We start from the raw sequence: 15,861 nt of genomic DNA, 5'->3' as shown, positions 1-15,861 counted from the left end.
TTTGCCCCCGCCCGCGTGGGCTCGCGAGAATGTCCGACGCCTGAGGTAGACGTGATGAGGAACGGCCGGCGATGGGCGGACGGGGCGCCCGGCGGCCGGGAGGAAGGGGGTGCGCCAGGTGAGCGTGACCGAGCTCGGACCGCACGAGCAGGAGTTCGAACGCACCCCACCGCACGACATCGCGGCCGAGCAGGGCGTCCTCGGCGGCATGCTGCTCTCCCAGGACGCCATCGCCGAGGTCGTCGAGGTGCTCCGCACCCAGGACTTCTACCGTCCCGCGCACCAGATCATCTACGACATCGTCCTCGACCTGTACGGCCGCGGCGACCCCGCCGACGCCGTCACCGTCGCCGGCGAGCTCACCAAGCGCGGCGAGATCGGCCGCATCGGCGGCGCCCCGTACCTGCACACGCTGATCTCCTCGGTGCCGACCGCCGCCAACGCCGGCTACTACGCCAAGATCGTCCACGAGCGCTCGGTGCTGCGCCGCCTCGTGGAGACCGGCACCCGCATCGTCCAGATGGGCTACGCCGCCGACGGCGCCGACGCCGACGAGGTCCTCGACCGCGCCCAGGCCGAGGTCTTCGCCATCGCCGAGAAGCGCGCCGGCGAGGACTACGTCCCGCTCAGCGAGATCATGCCCGGCGCCCTCGACGAGATCGAGGCGATCGGCAGCCGCGGCGGCCAGATGGTCGGCTGCCCCACCGGCTTCGCCGACCTCGACGCCCTCACCAACGGCCTGCACCCCGGCCAGATGATCGTCGTCGCCGCCCGCCCCGCCATGGGCAAGGCGCTCAAGACGGACACCCCCCTCCCCACCCCCGCGGGCTGGACGACGATGGGCGAGGTCCAGGTGGGCGACCAGCTGATCGGGGCGGACGGGCGACCGACCCGCGTCGTGGCCGCCACCGACGTCATGCACGGCCGCCCCTGCTTCGAGGTCGAGTTCTCCGACGGCGAAGTGATCGTCGCGGACGCCCAGCACCAGTGGCGCACCATCGCCGACGGCCACGGCGGCCCGCCCCGCCGCGACGACACCACCTCGGCCTGGGCGGACGCCCCCGCGGGCGGGCACGCAGCGGCGACGAGCGCCGAACGGCCCGCCACGGACGACACCCCGCACGACGGCCCCGGCACCGTCCAGGATCTCCACGCTCACCAGCGCGCCGCCGAGAGCACACGGCATCTGGTCGCCTGCGGCACCGGTGCGGGCAAGACCGAGGCGTACCTGACCGCCGTCCACCGCACTTCCGTGACCGGCCACGTCATAACGAAGCCGCACGGGACGGTCGGCGCCAGGCCCGCGGCCCCTCTACTGCCGGCAAGGCGACGGCCCCGCGCGGCCGCTAAGGCGGGCCCCCTCCGCACGGGCAGGCCGCCGCACCGCCGCTTGCTCGGACTCGGCGGCCTCGAACGGCAGGATCACCACGCCGGCTCGCATGCCGCCGACCGCGGGGGGCGGGGGCCGCTCGCCGGGCGGTCCCGGATCCGGACGACCGAGGAGATCTTCGCCTCGCTGCGCCGCGGCGGGCGTCCCGTCCACGCCGTGGAGGTCGCCGGCGCCTTCGACCTCCCCGATGCCGACCTGCCCGTCGACCCGTACGTCCTGGGCGTCTGGCTCGGCGCGGGGGAGGACGGCGATGCCGCCATCACCTGCCTCGACGGGGCGGTCATCGCCCAGCTCGAACTGGCCGGGCAGCCGGTCGCCCCCGAGCCGCTCCCAGGCTGCTACCGGCTGCCCGGGCTGCACGACCGGCTCGACGCCCTCGGCGTGCTGGACGGCAGGCACGTGCCGACCGCGTATCTGCGCGCGTCCATCGCCCAGCGCCGCGCGCTGCTGGCCGGCCTTCTCGACGTCTGCGGCAAGACCTCCCCGGACGGGCGCGTCGACGTCGCCCTTTCGCCCGCGCGTCTCGCCGAAGGGATCCGCGAACTCCTCCTCAGCCTCGGTCACCGCGCCGTCCTGACCCTCGACCCTGCGGGAGACTCCCTGGACGAGCCGATGCACCAGATCGGCTTCACTCCGCACGGCACGGTGTTCCGGTCGCCTCGCAAGGCCGAACGGCAGGGTGCGGCCGTCCACCGCGACGCCGGGGTGCGGTACATCGTGGACGTGCGGCCGGTCCCGAGCGTGCCGGTGCGGTGCGTCCAGGTCGACAACGCCGACCACATGTACCTCGCCGGGCGCTCCTGCATCCCGACGCACAACTCGACGCTCGCGCTCGACTTCGCCCGCGCCGCGTCCATCAAGCACGGCCTGACCTCGGCGTTCTTCAGCCTGGAGATGGGCCGCAACGAGATCACGATGCGGCTGCTGTCCGCCGAGGCGCGGGTGGCGCTGCACGCGATGCGGTCCGGCACCATGCAGGACGAGGACTGGACGCGCCTCGCCCGCCGGATGAGCGAGGTCGCCGAGGCGCCGCTGTTCATCGACGACTCGCCGAACATGTCGATGATGGAGATCCGGGCGAAGTGCCGGCGGCTCAAGCAGCAGCACGACCTCCGCCTCGTGATCATCGACTACCTGCAGCTGATGACGTCCGGCAAGCGGGTCGAGAGCCGCCAGGTCGAGGTGTCGGAGTTCTCCCGTTCGCTCAAGCTGCTCGCGAAGGAGCTGGGCGTCCCCGTCATCGCGCTGTCGCAGCTCAACCGTGGTCCGGAACAGCGAACCGACAAAAAGCCCATGGTCTCCGACCTACGCGAATCCGGGTGCGTCACCGCGTCGACGCGCATCATGCGGGCGGACACCAACGAAGAGATCACCATCGGGGAACTGCTCGCGAGCGGGGCACGCGACGTTCCGGTCTGGGCCCTGGACGAGCGACTGAAGTTCGTTCCTCGGACGATGACCCACGCGTTCCCGAGCGGACGCAAGGAGGTCTTCCGGGTGACGCTGGCCTCCGGCAAGCAGATCGAGGCCACCGCCAACCACCCCTTCCTCACCTATGGCGGCTGGACACCCTTGGGCGAGCTGGAGCCCGGGTCCCGTGTCGCCACGGCCAGGCATGTGCCGCCGCCGCTGAAGCCCGTCGCCTGGCCCGAGGCCGAGGTCGTTCTCCTGGCTCACCTCATCGGCGACGGTTCCTTCGTCAAGCGTCAGCCGATTCGCTACGCCAGCAAGGACGAGGCCTGCCTGCAGGCGGTGACAGAGGCGGCCGGACACTTCGGCATCACAGCGGTCAGGGACGAGTACGCGGCCGCCCGGGTGACGACACTGCGCCTTCCCGCGCCGTACCGGCTCACGCACGGCCGCCGGAATCCGATCGCCGCGTGGCTCGACGGATTGGGATTGTTCGGGCTGCGCTCGCACGAGAAATTCGTGCCCGCACCGGTGTTCGGCCTTCCCAAGGAGCAGATCGCGCTTTTCCTCAGGCACCTGTGGGCGACGGACGGCTGTGTCCACTGGGACGCCGATCGCGGCCGGTGCAGCGTCTACTACGCGTCGACGAGCCGGCGGCTGGTAGAGGATGTATCCAGGCTGCTGCTGCGCTTCGGCATCCATTCCCGGATGAAGACCGTCCGCAAGGGGAACCACCGCCCCGGCTACCAGCTCCACCTATACGGCGCCGAGAACCAGCTCGCGTTCTTCAACGCGGTCCGCGTGCACGGCGCGCGCGGAGTGGTGGCCGCCGAGGCGGCCGAGAGCCTCCGGGGCCTGCGACCGAACACCAACCGGGATACGGTGCCGCATGAGGTCTGGCAGGACGTCCGGCGCATTCTCGCCGAACGGAGAATGACGCACCGGGAGTTCTCCGCGGCGATCGGCACCGAATTCTGCGGCAGCAGTCTCTGGAAGCGTGCGCCGAGCCGCCAGCGCCTCAGCCGGGTGGCGACCGTGCTGGGCAGTGCCGAGCTGGAGATGCTGTGCACGAACGATGTCTTCTGGGATGAGATCGTGGAAGTGGAGAGCATCGGCGAGCAGGACGTGTACGACGCGACCGTGCTCGGACTCCACAATTTCGTCGCGAACGGCGTCTCCCTTCACAACAGCATCGAGCAGGATGCGGACATGGTCATCCTGCTGCACCGCGAGGATGCCTATGAGAAGGAGTCGCCCCGCGCCGGTGAGGCCGACCTGATCGTCGCGAAGCACCGCAACGGCCCGACCGCCACGGTGACGGTCGCCTTCCAGGGCCACTACAGCCGCTTCGTCGACATGGCCCAGTAGCTCTCCGGGGGCGCCGCCCGCCGCGGGCCATAATGCCGATCATGGGGCGCCCTCCGCAGATCCTGGCCTGCTCGGGCATCGTGAGTCCGCCCGCGAATCTGCCGCCCGAGCGGCGATCGGCCAGGCGCTGCGCCTGGCCGAAGTCGCGCGCCCGCGGGCGTGCTACATCGCGACGGCCGTCGGCGATCAGCGTCCCTACATCGACCGCTGGTACGAACGGGCCTCACGTTACGGGCCGGCCGACCTGACGCACCTGGAGCTGTTCGTCCGGCCCAACGTCCCCGACGTGGTCGGGCCGTGGCCGTGCTCCCTGACCGCCGCGCCTGGCGCGTCGAGCCCGACCAGGTCACAGCGGTGGAGCCGAAGCTGTGGCTTCCGCGAGCCACCACGAGGACTTCTGGCGTCAGTGGCGGCTGCGATGCTGCGGACGTGTCCCCAGGGAACCTGGAAGCCCTTGCCCAGGCGCTTCGAGCAAGTTGGGCCGCCGACACATGCTCGCCGGACGACCTCGCCCGCGCGGGCTGGAGCCCTGACAACCCTGCCTGGGGTCATTGCGACATCACGGCCCTGGTCGTACACGACGTCTTCGGCGGCGAGCTCATGGTCGGTGAGGTCCACCATGGTGAAGAGCGGCAGGGGTACCACTGGTGGAATCGGTTGCCGAGCGGGGTGGAGCTCGATCTGACGCGTGAGCAGTTCCGGGATGGCCAGATCGTCACCGCTGGACGGGGCGTCGAGCGTCCGCCGGGGCCACTGCCGCGGCGTCGCGAGGAGTACCTGCTGCTGAGCGGGCGCGTTGCCGCACATCTTGGACGGCCGCCGGAACCACCGGGAGCATGACGGCCGGCGGGGTGGACGGCGCGGTCTTAGTGCCGGGCTTCAGTAGGGGACGTTGATCCCGGCGGTGCGCAGTTCGGCCAGTGCCATGGAGAGGCACTGGTCGGGGGTGGCGCCGTCGGCGCGGATGCCGTGCGGCAGGGGGCCGCCGCTCGCGGCGAAGGTCCAGGCGGGGCGGTCTTCGGCGAGGCGGTCGGCGTCCACTCTGAGGGTGGCGTTGACGCCCTGTTCCGCGAGCCATTCCAGGATGTGCAGGGCGGCGTCCTCGATGCCGTCCTGCGTCTTCGGCCATCGGTGCTTGCGCGTCGCCACGCAACGACCCTAGTTCGCGGGAACTTGGGTGGGGGTGGGGGCGTCCATTTGGGGGTGCGGTGGGTGTGCGTGGTGGTGGCCGTGGTCGCGGCGGTGGTGGGCGGCGCCGGGCTGGGGACGGCGGACCGGGGGATCGAGCGGCGGTCGGCGGTGGTGTCCGGGGTGCCGGTCGAGGTGGTGCGGCCCGACGGGGCGGCAGGGCGGCTGCCGGGGGTGGTGGTCGCGCACGGGCTGTCGGCGAGCATGCAGCTCATGCGGGGTTTCGCGGACACGCTGGCGCGGCGGGGGTACGTGGTCGAGCTGGTGGACCTGGCGGGCGGCGGCGCGAGCAGGGAGCGGCTGCCGGACCTGGGGGACGGGCCGGCGGCGGACGCGCGGCTGGACCGGGACCTGGACGTCGCGGTGCGGCATCTGCGGGCCGTGCCGGGCGTGGACGGGATCGGGCTTCTCGGGCATTCGATGGGTGCGGCCGCCGTGGTGCGTTACGCGAGCGCGCATCCGGAGGTGGCGGCGACGGTGGCGATCTCGCAGGGGACGATGCCGTTCAGCGCGTCGGGCCCGCGGGACCTGCTGCTGGTCGCGGGCGGGTTGGAGTTCGCCGGCTACCGCGAGGGGGCGGTGCAGGGGGTGCGGGCGGCTTATCCACAGGGGCGAACGGGGGTCACGTACGGGGACGCGGCGGCGGGGACGGCGCGGCGGGCGGTCATCGTGGGCGGCGCCGAGCATGTGGGGGTTCTCTTCCAGCCGCGCACCCATCGTGAGGTCGCGGCCTGGTTCGATCGGGCGTTCGGGCGTGGGGGCCGGGTGTCCGGTGTTGGGGTTCGGCCTTTCCAGCGGGCGGGTTCGGCGATGCTGCTGCATCTGGCGGCGGTGTTGAGGTTCGCGGCGGTCGCGTCGGTGCTTCTGGGACGGCCCGGTGGTGAGCGCGGCGCGCGCGCGAAGGTTCCTTTGGTGCTTGCGCTGGGGGTTCCGGTGGCGGGCGTTCTGGCGGCGGTCGCGGTCGTCGGAGTGATCCCGCGAGGGGTGCTTCCGGTCGGGATAGCGGGACCGTTGGGCGGGTTCTTCGGCGTCGTCGGTCTGCTGTGCGGTGCGGTGTCGTGGCGGAGGGGCCAGGGCAGCGGACGGTCGTGGAAGCGGGCCCTTGCGTCGGCCGTCGTGCTGGTGGTCTTGACCGTCGTGTCGTTCGCCGTGCCCGCCCAGCTGGGTTGGGCGCACGCCGTTCCGGTGGGGCCGAGGGTGTGGGCGCTGCTGCCGGTCGCCGTGTGCGCGATGGTGTTCTTCGCCGGGATCGAGCTGCTGTGCGGCGGGTACAGCGCGCGCGCCGCCGCGCTTATCCACGCTTGGGCGGCGGCGGGCGCGCTGGCGGGGTTGGGGCTCGCCGCGGTCCTCGGGTTGGTGTCGTGGCTGGTGCTGCTGGTGGCGCCGCTGATCGCCGGGCTGCTGGTCTGGCAGGGCGTCCAGGCGGCGGCGCTGCGGGCGCTGCGGGCGCCGGTGTGGGTGACGGCGCTGGTCGGCGGTGTCCTGCTGGCCTGGCCGATCGCCGTGACGATGCCGATCGGCTGAGCCGGCGTCAGGCCCGGTTCCGCGCGTGGTGGTCGGTGACGCGGGTGAGCAGCTCGGTGAGCTGGGCGCGTTCGGCCGGGGACAGCGGCGCGAGCAGCTCGTCCTGGATTCCGGCGAGGACGCGGTCGAGTTCGTGCAGGTGGCGGCGGCCGGCGGGGGTGAGCGTGATGATGTTGCGGCGCCGGTCGGCGGGGTCGGGGGCGCGCTCGACGAGCTTCCTGCCGGCCATCTGGTTGAGCGCGGCGACGACGTCGCTGCGGTCGATGGCGGCGCGGCGGCCGAGGTCGGCCTGGCTGGCGGGGCCGTACTCCTCGAGGGTGGCGAGCAGGCGGTAGTGGTAGCCGCGGGCGCCGGCGGCGGCGAAGCCGTCGGCGACGAGCCGGTGGCTGTGCGCGGACGCCTGGTTGATCAGCCAGCTGGCGGCGTGCCGGAGCCGCTCGGGCTGCCGGGCGTCGTCGGTGATCATGCGGGCCAGTCTACTTGTTGGCGGCACCAATGAATAGGTGTAGCGTTGGCATAACCAACGTTGGCAGTGCCAACAAATAGGAGGAGTCATGGAACTGCGCGACCGCGACGAGCTGACCGACCTGGCCGCCCGGCTCGGCCGGTGGCTGGACGGCAAGCACTTCGACGACCCGCGCGCCGTCTTCACCGAGGACGCCGAGGTCACGACGCCCGGCGGGACGTCCAGGGGAGCCGACGCGCTCGCCGCGCAGGCCCGCCGGAACCACACCGTCCCGACCCAGCACTTCGTCACCAACCCGCTCATCGAGATCGACGGCGACCGGGCCGGCATCGGCGCCAATTTGCTGGTCGTCTTCGCGCACGAGGGCGGGCCCCGCGTGGTCGGCGAGCGCTACGACCTCCGGGCCGCGCGGACGCCGGACGGATGGCGCATCGCCGGCGTCCGCTCGACCGTGGTCTGGGAGCTGCCCGCCGCCTGATCAGGGCGAGGTGAGGCGCTCGGACAGCTCGCGGAGGCGGGCACGGGCCGCCGGGTCGTAGGCCTGGCCGTCCGCGCGGGCCTCGCGCAGCCCGTCGAAGAACCGGCCGGACACCTCGTCGAGGGCCGGGTCGGTGACGAGCCGGTGCGTCGCGCGGACGCCCTCCTCCAGCGTGCTGATCGGCGAGGCGACCATCTTCGTCGGCATGTAGGTGGCCGGGTGCAGCGCGTTCGCGGTGACGCCCGTCCCGGCCAGCTCGTCCGCGAGGTCGATGGTGAACAGGATCTGCGCGAGCTTGCTCTGGCAGTAGGCCCGCATCCCGCCGTAGCCGCGGGTGATCATCGGGTCGTCGAAGTCGATGGCGGTCTGGCCGAGACTGCTGACGTTGACGATCCGCGCCGGCGCGGAGGCGGTCAGCGTCGGCAGCAGCAGCCGGGTGAGCAGGTATCCGGACAGGTAATTGACCTGGAAGGTCAGCTCGTGGCCGTCGGCGGTCTCCTGCCGGGGCCCGGTGTTGGCGATGCCCGCGTTGTTGACCAGGACGTCCAGCCGGGGATGGTCGGCGCGGACCGCCTCGGCGAGCGCGCGCGTCTCGGCGAGCGAGGACAGGTCGGCCCGGTACCAGGACGCCGTGCCGCCGATCTCCTTGAGGGTGTCCTCGCCGCGCCGGTCGTCGCGGCCGTGTACCAGCACCGTCGCGCCCTCGGCGGCGAGCTCGCCGGCCAGGGCGCGGCCGAGGCCGTCGGTCGCGCCGGTGATCAGGATGGTCTGCTGGTCGATGGGACGCATGGTCCCATCGTGCTCGCCGGGCGGCGGCCGTAACCAGGGCACGCCCAGCCTGGTATCCGGGCCAACAGGCTGGGCGCCCCCGGGCGGCGGGTCACGGCCGGCCGAGGAAGTCCCGGACGAGCTTGGCGAACTCGTCGGGGCGCTCCGCCATCGCGACGTGGCCGGTGTCCAGCTCGGCGTACTCGCTGCCGGCGATGGCCGCGAACAGCTCCCGGTGGTTCTCGACCGGGATCGTCTGGTCGCGGGTCGCGCCGATCACCAGCGTCGGCGCGGTGATCCTCGGCAGCAGCTCGCGGATGTCGAGCCGCCGGACGAGGTCGATCTGGCGCAGCAGGCCCTCCGTCGGCCGCATGAACGTCCGCATCTCCTCGACGCCGCCGGGTCCGATCTGGTTGAGGAACGGGCGGCTGTACGCGGTGAGCGTCGCGAACCGGCCGAAACCGTCCGGGGTGCCGGCGAGCTCCAGCCAGGTGGTCATGTACTGCCTGACGTACTCGTCGCCCGCGTGGGTCAGGCCCGCGACGGGCACCAGCCGCCGGACGAGGTCGGGCCGCAGCGCCGCCGCGGCCGCGACGGTCGGCGCGCCGAGCGAGAACCCGACGACGTCCGCCGGGCCGCCCACGGCGTCCTCGATCACCGCGTTGACCTGCGCGCCGAGCGTCTCGATGGTCAGCGGGGCGCCGTCGTCCTCGGCCGGGTCGCTGCCGGACAGGTCGGGCAGGATCACGGTGCGGTCGCCGGTGAACCGGTCGAGGAGGCCGTCCCACATGACCGAGCCGGGGCCGGCGCCGTGCACCAGGACCAGCGCGGGGCCGGAGCCCTCGGTGCGGTAGGGCACGCGGGCGTTCCCGACGGTGAGCGTCGTCATTTTCGGCCGTCCTTTCGATGGTGGTCGTTCGCGTCCGGATCGGTTCCGGACGTTCTCGACGCTGCCACCGCCGGTCCGCGTTGAGGAGCGGACCGCTTTGGCTAGGACAACCGGTCCCAGCCTGGACCGTTCTGACCTGCCGCCGGGCGCGGAATCATGGGGGCATGGAGATGGACCGCCCGGAGCTCGCCGACTTCCTCCGCCGCTCGCGGGAGCGGCTGCGCCCGCAGGAGGTCGGCCTGCCCGCGGGGCCGCGCCGCCGCACGCCGGGCCTGCGCCGCGAGGAGGTGTCGCAGCTCGCGGGCATGTCCGCGGACTACTACATGCGGCTCGAGCAGGCCCGCAGCCCGCAGCCGTCGGCGCAGCTGCTCGGCGCCCTCGCCCGCGCGCTCCGCCTCACCCTGGACGAGCGGGACCACCTGTACCTCCTCGCCGGGCACCGGCCGCCCGCCGGGCCGTTCGCGGGCGAGTACGTCCGGCCGAGCCTGCTCTACCTGCTGGACCGGCTGCACGAGACGCCCGCGCAGATCATCGGCGATCTCGGCGACCTGCTCGCGCAGAACGCCCTCGCCGAGGCCCTTTTCGGCTGCGTGTGCACGGTCGAGGGGGCCGACCGGAACATCGTGTGGCGGTGGTTCACCGACCCGTTCGTCCGGTCGGCGTACCCGGAGGACGAGCACGAGCACTACGGCCGCCTGCACGTCGCGGGCCTGCGCGCCGCGGTGGCCCGCCGCGGCAACGATGCCGCCGCGTCCGCGCTGGTCGAACGGCTGCACGGCGCGAGCGACGAGTTCACCCGGCTGTGGGAGCGGCACGAGGTCGCCGTCCACCGGACCAGCCGCATGAAGGTCCTGCATCCCGAGGTCGGCGCCATCGAGTTCGACACCGAGGCGCTGCTCACCCCGGCCGAGGACCAGCGGGTCTTCGTGTTCACCCCGCCGCCCGGCTCCGGCAGCATCGAGGCCCTCGAACTCCTCCGCGTCATCGGCCCCGAGACCGCCCACCGCAGCCACGTGTGACCGTCAGCGGGCGGGCGTGAGGCGCCACAGGGACGTTGTTTCGGCTGAGCGGGCGGCGTGGAGCGGGTCGTCCGGATCCGCGGCGCGCGGGTGCGCGGGCCGGGTGTCGAGGCGTCCGGCGACGGCCAGGCCGGCGGCGCCGACCAGGTCCGTCAGGTCGTCGCGGGTGCGCAGGCCGAGGTGCTCGGCCAGGTCGGACAGGATCAGCCAGCCCTCGCCGCCCGGTTCGAGATGGTCCGCGAGGCCGGCCAGGAAGCCGCGCAGCATCCGGCCGTCCTGGTCGTACACGGCGTGTTCGAGCGGCGTGGTCGGCTTCCCGGGAACCCACGGCGGGTTGCACACGATGAGCGGGGCGCGTCCCTCCGGGAACAGGTCCGCCTCGACGAGCTCGACCTGCTTGGCCACGTCCAGCCGCTCGATGTTCTCTTGGGCGCACGCAAGCGCGCGCGGGTCCTGGTCCGTCGCGACGATGCGCTGCACTCCGCGGCGGGCCAGCACTGCGGCGAGCACACCGGTTCCCGTACCGATGTCGAACGCGACCGTGGTCGCGGGCAGCGGCGCCTGCGCGACCAAGTCGACGTACTCGCCACGCACAGGCGAGAACACCCCGTAGTGCGGGTGGATACGGTCGCCCCCCAGTGCGGGGATCGGAACGCCTTTCTCGCGCCATTCGTGCGCGCCGATGAGACCGAGAAGCTCCCGCAGGGACGTGACGTACGGCTCGTCATCAGGCCCGTACGCCTCCGTGCAGGCCTGCGCCACGTCCGGTGCACGCCGCAAGGGGATCGTGTGACCGGGCTCGAACGGGATGAGCAGCATGCCGAGCGTACGGGCGCGCTGCGCGCGCGCCTGCCGGTAGAGGTGGAACGCCTGCACCTGTGACGGTTCCGGTTTCCCCTTCTTCCGCTTGCGCGGCGTCCGGTCGATGCGCCGCGCCATCGCCGCGAGAAGCTGCCGCGCGTTCTGGAAGTCGCCGCGCCACAGCAGCGCCGTCCCCTCGCACGCCAGCCGGTACGCCTCGTCCGCGCGCGTCGTGTCGTCGGCGATCACCACGCGGCGGGGCGGGGCGGCGCCGCTCTCCGACCGCCACCGCGCCGAGCGGTCCCGGCCGTCCTCGCGCCAGCCGATCACGGTCCGCTCGTCCACACCGAGCAGGGTAGCGGCGGCGACGGGCCGGTGGGACGATCACTTCCATGCGTCTACCAGGTCCATTGCACGTGCTGAACGAGGGCCTGGCCTTCCTTCTGGAGCTCGCCGCGCTGGCCGCGCTGGCCTGGTGGGGCTTCACCGCGGGCGGGAACGTGATCGTCCACATCGTCCTCGGCCTCGGGACGCCGGTGGCGGCGATGGTGCTGTGGGGCATGTTCGCCGCTCCCCGCGCCCGCTTCAAGGTCGCGCTGCCGTTCGTCCTGCTGGTGAAGGCGGTCGTGTTCGGCGCCGGCGCGCTCGCGCTCTACGGCGTCGGCCACCCGGCCCTCGCCGTCGCGTTCGCGGTCGTGGCGCTCCTCAACACGGCCCTCGCCACCCTCGACCGCGACGCCGCCTTCCGCGCCACCGCCGCCCAGTGAGCCGGTACTTCCTGGACGGTGACGACGACCTGTGGAATCCGGCGACCCGCGTCGCGCGGCGGTTCACCGACACGGCGAACCCTTCGGCCGAGGTCAGTCGGCCGTACTCGGGGATTTGTCGCTAGCCGCCGCAAGGTCGGCGCTCGACAGATGCTGGGACGTCTCGGCGATTTTGCGGAGGCCGGCTTCCGACGGTGAGCCGGGTTCGGCGGCGTAGAGCATCAGGCGGCTGAGCTCGGGGTCGCCCGGCAGGTGCAGGGTCTCGAAGGGCAGGACGAGCCGTCCGACGTCGGGGTGGTCGATGCGGGCCTCGCCGTGCGTCAGGTCCGTGACGTGGTGCGCCGACCACAGCCGGACGAACTCCGGGCTGCGCGTGCGCAGGTCGTCGATGAGCGCGCGCAGGTGCGGGTCGTCGGGGTCCTGGCCGGAGCGGAACCGCAGGTAGGCGACGTTGCGTCGGGCGACGGTCGGCCAGTTGTCGCCGAGCCGGGCCTGGTAGTCGGCGTTGAGGTGGATCTGGTGCGACCAGGTGCGCTCGTCCGGCGGGACGCTCGCGAGGTCGACGAAGATCGCGGCGGTGAGCCGGTTCCACGCGACGACGTTGGTGTAGTGGCCGACGACGTACGCGGGCGCGTGGGTGATCGAGTCGAGCAGGTGCTGGAGCGGCGGGCGCAGCCGGGCGGGCGCGTGGGGGCGGGGCCGGCGCGGCGGGTGCGCGAGGCGGTGCAGGTGGGCGTGCTCGTCGGCGTCCAGCCGCAGGGCCCGGGAGATCGCGTCGAGGATCTCGGTGGACACGCCGTCCGCCGTGCCCTGCTCCAGCCGGATGTAGTAGGCGACGCTGACGCCGGCGAGCTGCGCCAATTCCTCGCGCCGCAGGCCGGGCACGCGGCGGCGCGTCCCGTAGGAGGCGACGCCGGCGTCCTCCGGCTGCAGCCGGGCCCGCCGCGACTTGAGGAAATCGCCGAGTTCGGTGTTGCGCGCCATGCCGGTGAGGCTATCCGCTGATCCTGCTACTGCCGGTGGTACGAACGGGCGGGGGCTGGGTGCGCGCGCGGGGCGGCGCGAGAGTCGCTGCCATGAGCGTTCTCACGAGCGCCGCGGTCACCGCCCCCGAGCGGATGTCGCCGCGGCACAAGCTGATCCTGACCCTGCTGCTCGGCGCGCAGTTCATGCTCGCCATCGACTTCTCCATCCTCAACGTGGCGCTGCCCGTGGTCGGCCGCGGCCTCGGCTTCGGCCTGGACCAGCTGCAGTGGATCGCGACCGCGTTCGCGCTGCCCGCCGCCGGTTTCACGCTGCTGTTCGGCCGCGTCGCCGACCTGGCGGGACGCCGCCGGATGCTGCTCGCGGGCATGGCGCTGCTGGCCGCCGGGTCGCTGGTCGGCGGGCTCGCCGCGTCGCCCGCGATGCTGCTGACCGGCCGCGTCCTGCAGGGCCTCGCGACCGCGATCGCGACGCCCGCGGCGCTGTCGCTGCTGACCACCTCGTTCCCGGAGGGGCCGCTGCGGACGCGGGCGCTCGGGCTGAGCGGCGCGCTGATGTCCGCCGGGTTCACCGTCGGCGCGGTGCTCGGCGGCGTGCTCACCGACCTGCTGAGCTGGCGCTGGGCGTTCCTGATCAACGTTCCGGTCGCGGTGCTGATCCTGGCGGTGACGCCGTCGCTGGTCGCCGAGAGCCGGGCGCGGGACGGCGCGCGGCTGGACGTCCCCGGCGCGGTCACCGTCACCGGCGGCCTCCTCGCGCTGGTCTACGGGATCACGACCGCCGGGCGGCACGGCTGGGGCGACCCGGTCGCGCTGGCCGCGCTGGCCGCCGCCGTCGTGCTGCTGGTCGCGTTCGTGCTGGTCGAGCGGCGTTCCCCGGCCCCGCTCGCGCCGCTGAACGTGCTGACCCGGCGCAGCGTGAGCTGGGGCAACGCGGGCGGGTTCGTGGCGTTCGCGACCGAGACGTCGCTGGTGTTCCTGATGACCCTCTACCTGCAGCAGGTGCTGGGCTTCTCGCCGCTGGCCACCGGCCTCGCGCTCGGCGTCCTCGGCGCCGGGACGTTCGCGGGCGGCGTCGCCGCGCCCCGGATCATGGGCCGGTTCGGCGGGCGGGCGACGCTCGTCGGCGGGCTCGTCCTGCAGGCCGCCGCGACGGCCGCGCTGCTCGGCCTCGGCGCGGACCGCTCGGCGCTGCCGCTGCTGCTCGCCGCGACCGCGATCGGCGGGTTCGGGAACCTCGTCGCGATCGTCGCGTTCATGGGGACCGCGACGTCCGGGCTGCCGGACGGCGAGCAGGGCCTCGCGACCGGCCTCGCCACCATGACGCAGCAGGTCGCGATCACCCTCGGCATCCCGGTGATGAGCGCGGTCGCCACCGCGCACGCCTCCGTGCTCGGCGGCGTGCACGCCGCGACGCTGGTCAACGCGCTGATCGCGGTCGCCGGCGGCGCCCTCGCCGGGCTGTTCCTCCGCCGCTCCTGACCGCGCTGAAAGGACGGATCCGATGGACCTCGAACTCGACGGCAAGGTGATCATCGTGACCGGCGCGTCCGCCGGGATCGGCGCGGCGACCGCACGGCTCCTCGCGGACGAGGGCGCGCACGTCGTCGGCGTCGCCCGCACCCCGCTCGGGAACGGCGTCGCCGCCGACCTCACCGCCCCGTCCGCCGCGCAGCGGATCGTGGACACCGCCCTCGACCGGCACGGCCGCCTGGACGGCCTGGTCAACAACGCCGGAGCGCTCGACTCGCGGATCGGCTTCCTGGACGTCACCGACGACCAGTGGCACGCCGCGTTCGAGCTGAACTTCCACGCCGCCGTCCGGATGGCCCGGGCCGCGCTCCCCGCGCTGATCGACCAGGGCGCGGGCAGCCTGGTGCACGTGTCCAGCGAGGCGGCACGGTTCCCGGACACGCCACTTGTGGACTACGCGGCGTCCAAGACGGCGCTGCTGTCGGTGTCGAAGACGCTGGCGGGGGAGTTCGGCCGGTGCGGCATCCGGTCCAACGTCGTCGCGCCGGGCCCCACCCGCACCCGCCTGTGGGACGAGCCCGGCGGGTTCGCCGAGCAGCTGTCCGCGCAGTACGGGCTGCCCGTGGAGCAGGCGATCGACCGGTTCGTCCGGGAGGAGCGCCGGCTCCCGGCCGGACGGCTCGGCGCACCGGAGGACGTGGCGCGCGTCATCGCCTTCCTGCTGTCACCGCTGTCCGCCCAGGTGACGGGCGCCGAATGGGCGGTCGACGGGGGAGCCCTCCGGCAGATCTGACCGGCGTGACGCGACGGGCCGGGCGCGATGCGCCCGGCCCGTTGCTGTGCGTCGGCCGTTGCCGGGCTTCAGCCCGGGACCTTGTCGAGGAAGCCGGTCACGCGGTCGAAGCGGCCGTCGTCGTCGAAGGTCGCCACGTCGAAGCCGACCGCGAGCGCCTCGCCGCCCTCGGGGCCGAGCTCCCAGGTGAACCGGGCCACGTTGTGGTGGGCGTCGACGTCGCCGGCGGCCCGGAACACCAGGCCGGGGAACTGGCCCTGCGCGGCGGCGATGAACGCGTCGATCGCGGCGCGGCCCTCGGCGACGCCGAGCGGGTCGACGTAGACGGGGTTCTCCGTCCACAGCGCGTCGATCGCGGCGCGGCGGGCGGCGGGGTCGGTCTCGTTCCAGGCGGCCAGGTACTGCTCGACCCGCTGCTGAACGTCGCTCATCTCGCTTCTCCTGTCGTTCGTCCGGGTTCGTCCGCCCCGGTGGTCTCTACGGTGCCGGGCCGGCGGCCGGAGATCGATTACCTGCGACGTCATGCGGGGGCCGACCGGATTCG

General features: G+C 73.2%; 15 protein-coding genes. 8 read left to right on the top strand and 7 right to left on the bottom strand.

Going from position 1 to position 15,861, the window contains the following annotated elements; all coding sequences use genetic code 11:
• The first annotated feature begins 118 nt into the window (after window positions 1-118).
• Window positions 119-4,168, top strand: coding sequence for a replicative DNA helicase (locus F9B16_RS16625; RefSeq protein ID WP_151540981.1), 4,050 nt, complete (start codon window positions 119-121; stop codon window positions 4,166-4,168).
• Window positions 4,169-4,465: 297 nt separating this feature from the next.
• Entirely contained in the window at window positions 4,466-5,008 is a 543-nt protein-coding gene (locus F9B16_RS16620) for a YunG family protein (protein WP_225991679.1), read from the top strand.
• A 39-nt stretch (window positions 5,009-5,047) separates the two neighbouring features.
• Here the strand turns inward: F9B16_RS16620 and F9B16_RS16615 are convergent, their stop codons facing one another.
• Window positions 5,048-5,317, bottom strand: coding sequence for a hypothetical protein (locus tag F9B16_RS16615; RefSeq protein WP_151540980.1), 270 nt, complete (start codon window positions 5,315-5,317; stop codon window positions 5,048-5,050).
• A gap of 63 nt (window positions 5,318-5,380) precedes the next feature.
• On the opposite strand from F9B16_RS16615, the gene F9B16_RS16610 reads away from it, so the two are divergent.
• Window positions 5,381-6,880, top strand: a complete 1,500-nt coding sequence (locus F9B16_RS16610) for an alpha/beta hydrolase (RefSeq protein WP_192808824.1) — start codon at window positions 5,381-5,383, stop codon at window positions 6,878-6,880.
• Window positions 6,881-6,887: 7 nt separating this feature from the next.
• On the opposite strand, the gene F9B16_RS16605 is transcribed toward F9B16_RS16610, so the two are convergent.
• Window positions 6,888-7,346 (bottom strand): MarR family winged helix-turn-helix transcriptional regulator, encoded by a 459-nt coding sequence (locus F9B16_RS16605; protein ID WP_151540978.1) that lies wholly within the window; start codon window positions 7,344-7,346, stop codon window positions 6,888-6,890.
• Between the two features lie 88 nt (window positions 7,347-7,434).
• On the opposite strand from F9B16_RS16605, the gene F9B16_RS16600 reads away from it, so the two are divergent.
• The gene (locus F9B16_RS16600; protein ID WP_151540977.1) at window positions 7,435-7,824 is read left to right on the top strand and encodes a nuclear transport factor 2 family protein; all 390 of its coding nucleotides are present in this window, start codon (window positions 7,435-7,437) and stop codon (window positions 7,822-7,824) included.
• On the opposite strand, the gene F9B16_RS16595 is transcribed toward F9B16_RS16600, so the two are convergent.
• Together F9B16_RS16595 and F9B16_RS16590 are read right to left on the bottom strand one after the other, a co-directional pair.
• Window positions 7,825-8,613 carry an SDR family NAD(P)-dependent oxidoreductase gene (locus tag F9B16_RS16595; protein WP_151540976.1) on the bottom strand — a complete coding sequence of 263 codons (789 nt, stop codon included), beginning with the start codon at window positions 8,611-8,613 and terminating at the stop codon, window positions 7,825-7,827.
• A gap of 91 nt (window positions 8,614-8,704) precedes the next feature.
• The gene (locus tag F9B16_RS16590; RefSeq protein ID WP_151540975.1) at window positions 8,705-9,481 is read right to left on the bottom strand and encodes an alpha/beta fold hydrolase; all 777 of its coding nucleotides are present in this window, start codon (window positions 9,479-9,481) and stop codon (window positions 8,705-8,707) included.
• Window positions 9,482-9,645: 164 nt separating this feature from the next.
• On the opposite strand from F9B16_RS16590, the gene F9B16_RS16585 reads away from it, so the two are divergent.
• Window positions 9,646-10,500, top strand: coding sequence for a helix-turn-helix transcriptional regulator (locus tag F9B16_RS16585; protein ID WP_151540974.1), 855 nt, complete (start codon window positions 9,646-9,648; stop codon window positions 10,498-10,500).
• A 3-nt stretch (window positions 10,501-10,503) separates the two neighbouring features.
• Here F9B16_RS16585 and F9B16_RS16580 read toward each other — a convergent pair whose 3' ends face one another.
• On the bottom strand, window positions 10,504-11,646 hold the full coding sequence (locus tag F9B16_RS16580; RefSeq protein ID WP_151540973.1) for a methyltransferase: 1,143 nt from the start codon (window positions 11,644-11,646) through the stop codon (window positions 10,504-10,506).
• Between the two features lie 47 nt (window positions 11,647-11,693).
• Between F9B16_RS16580 and F9B16_RS16575 the strand changes: the two genes are divergently transcribed.
• A complete protein-coding gene (locus tag F9B16_RS16575) occupies window positions 11,694-12,068 on the top strand; it encodes a YrdB family protein (RefSeq protein WP_151540972.1) in 375 nt (124 codons plus the stop codon).
• Between the two features lie 93 nt (window positions 12,069-12,161).
• Here the strand turns inward: F9B16_RS16575 and F9B16_RS53610 are convergent, their stop codons facing one another.
• The gene (locus F9B16_RS53610; protein WP_151540971.1) at window positions 12,162-13,052 is read right to left on the bottom strand and encodes a helix-turn-helix domain-containing protein; all 891 of its coding nucleotides are present in this window, start codon (window positions 13,050-13,052) and stop codon (window positions 12,162-12,164) included.
• Between the two features lie 92 nt (window positions 13,053-13,144).
• Between F9B16_RS53610 and F9B16_RS16565 the strand changes: the two genes are divergently transcribed.
• Together F9B16_RS16565 and F9B16_RS16560 are read left to right on the top strand one after the other, a co-directional pair.
• Window positions 13,145-14,533 (top strand): MFS transporter, encoded by a 1,389-nt coding sequence (locus F9B16_RS16565; protein WP_151540970.1) that lies wholly within the window; start codon window positions 13,145-13,147, stop codon window positions 14,531-14,533.
• A gap of 22 nt (window positions 14,534-14,555) precedes the next feature.
• On the top strand, window positions 14,556-15,317 hold the full coding sequence (locus tag F9B16_RS16560) for an SDR family NAD(P)-dependent oxidoreductase (protein ID WP_151540969.1): 762 nt from the start codon (window positions 14,556-14,558) through the stop codon (window positions 15,315-15,317).
• Window positions 15,318-15,385: 68 nt separating this feature from the next.
• Here F9B16_RS16560 and F9B16_RS16555 read toward each other — a convergent pair whose 3' ends face one another.
• Window positions 15,386-15,748 carry a nuclear transport factor 2 family protein gene (locus F9B16_RS16555; protein WP_151540968.1) on the bottom strand — a complete coding sequence of 121 codons (363 nt, stop codon included), beginning with the start codon at window positions 15,746-15,748 and terminating at the stop codon, window positions 15,386-15,388.
• Window positions 15,749-15,861: the final 113 nt, after the last annotated feature.

It is taken from the genome of Actinomadura montaniterrae (assembly GCF_008923365.1).
Taxonomy (GTDB): Bacteria; Actinomycetota; Actinomycetes; order Streptosporangiales; family Streptosporangiaceae; genus Spirillospora; species Spirillospora montaniterrae.
This window is presented reverse-complemented; position numbering and strand designations above follow the sequence as displayed.

Excerpts from the sequence above, each read along its gene's own strand:
- F9B16_RS16605 (WP_151540978.1), bottom strand. The coding sequence starts at position 7,346 with ATGATCACCGACGACGCCCGGCAGCCCGAGCGGCTCCGGCACGCCGCC.
- F9B16_RS16600 (WP_151540977.1), top strand. The coding sequence starts at position 7,435 with ATGGAACTGCGCGACCGCGACGAGCTGACCGACCTGGCCGCCCGGCTC.
- F9B16_RS16595 (WP_151540976.1), bottom strand. The coding sequence starts at position 8,613 with ATGCGTCCCATCGACCAGCAGACCATCCTGATCACCGGCGCGACCGAC.
- F9B16_RS16590 (WP_151540975.1), bottom strand. The coding sequence starts at position 9,481 with ATGACGACGCTCACCGTCGGGAACGCCCGCGTGCCCTACCGCACCGAG.
- F9B16_RS16585 (WP_151540974.1), top strand. The coding sequence starts at position 9,646 with ATGGAGATGGACCGCCCGGAGCTCGCCGACTTCCTCCGCCGCTCGCGG.
- F9B16_RS16575 (WP_151540972.1), top strand. The coding sequence starts at position 11,694 with ATGCGTCTACCAGGTCCATTGCACGTGCTGAACGAGGGCCTGGCCTTC.
- F9B16_RS53610 (WP_151540971.1), bottom strand. The coding sequence starts at position 13,052 with ATGGCGCGCAACACCGAACTCGGCGATTTCCTCAAGTCGCGGCGGGCC.
- F9B16_RS16565 (WP_151540970.1), top strand. The coding sequence starts at position 13,145 with ATGAGCGTTCTCACGAGCGCCGCGGTCACCGCCCCCGAGCGGATGTCG.
- F9B16_RS16560 (WP_151540969.1), top strand. The coding sequence starts at position 14,556 with ATGGACCTCGAACTCGACGGCAAGGTGATCATCGTGACCGGCGCGTCC.
- F9B16_RS16555 (WP_151540968.1), bottom strand. The coding sequence starts at position 15,748 with ATGAGCGACGTTCAGCAGCGGGTCGAGCAGTACCTGGCCGCCTGGAAC.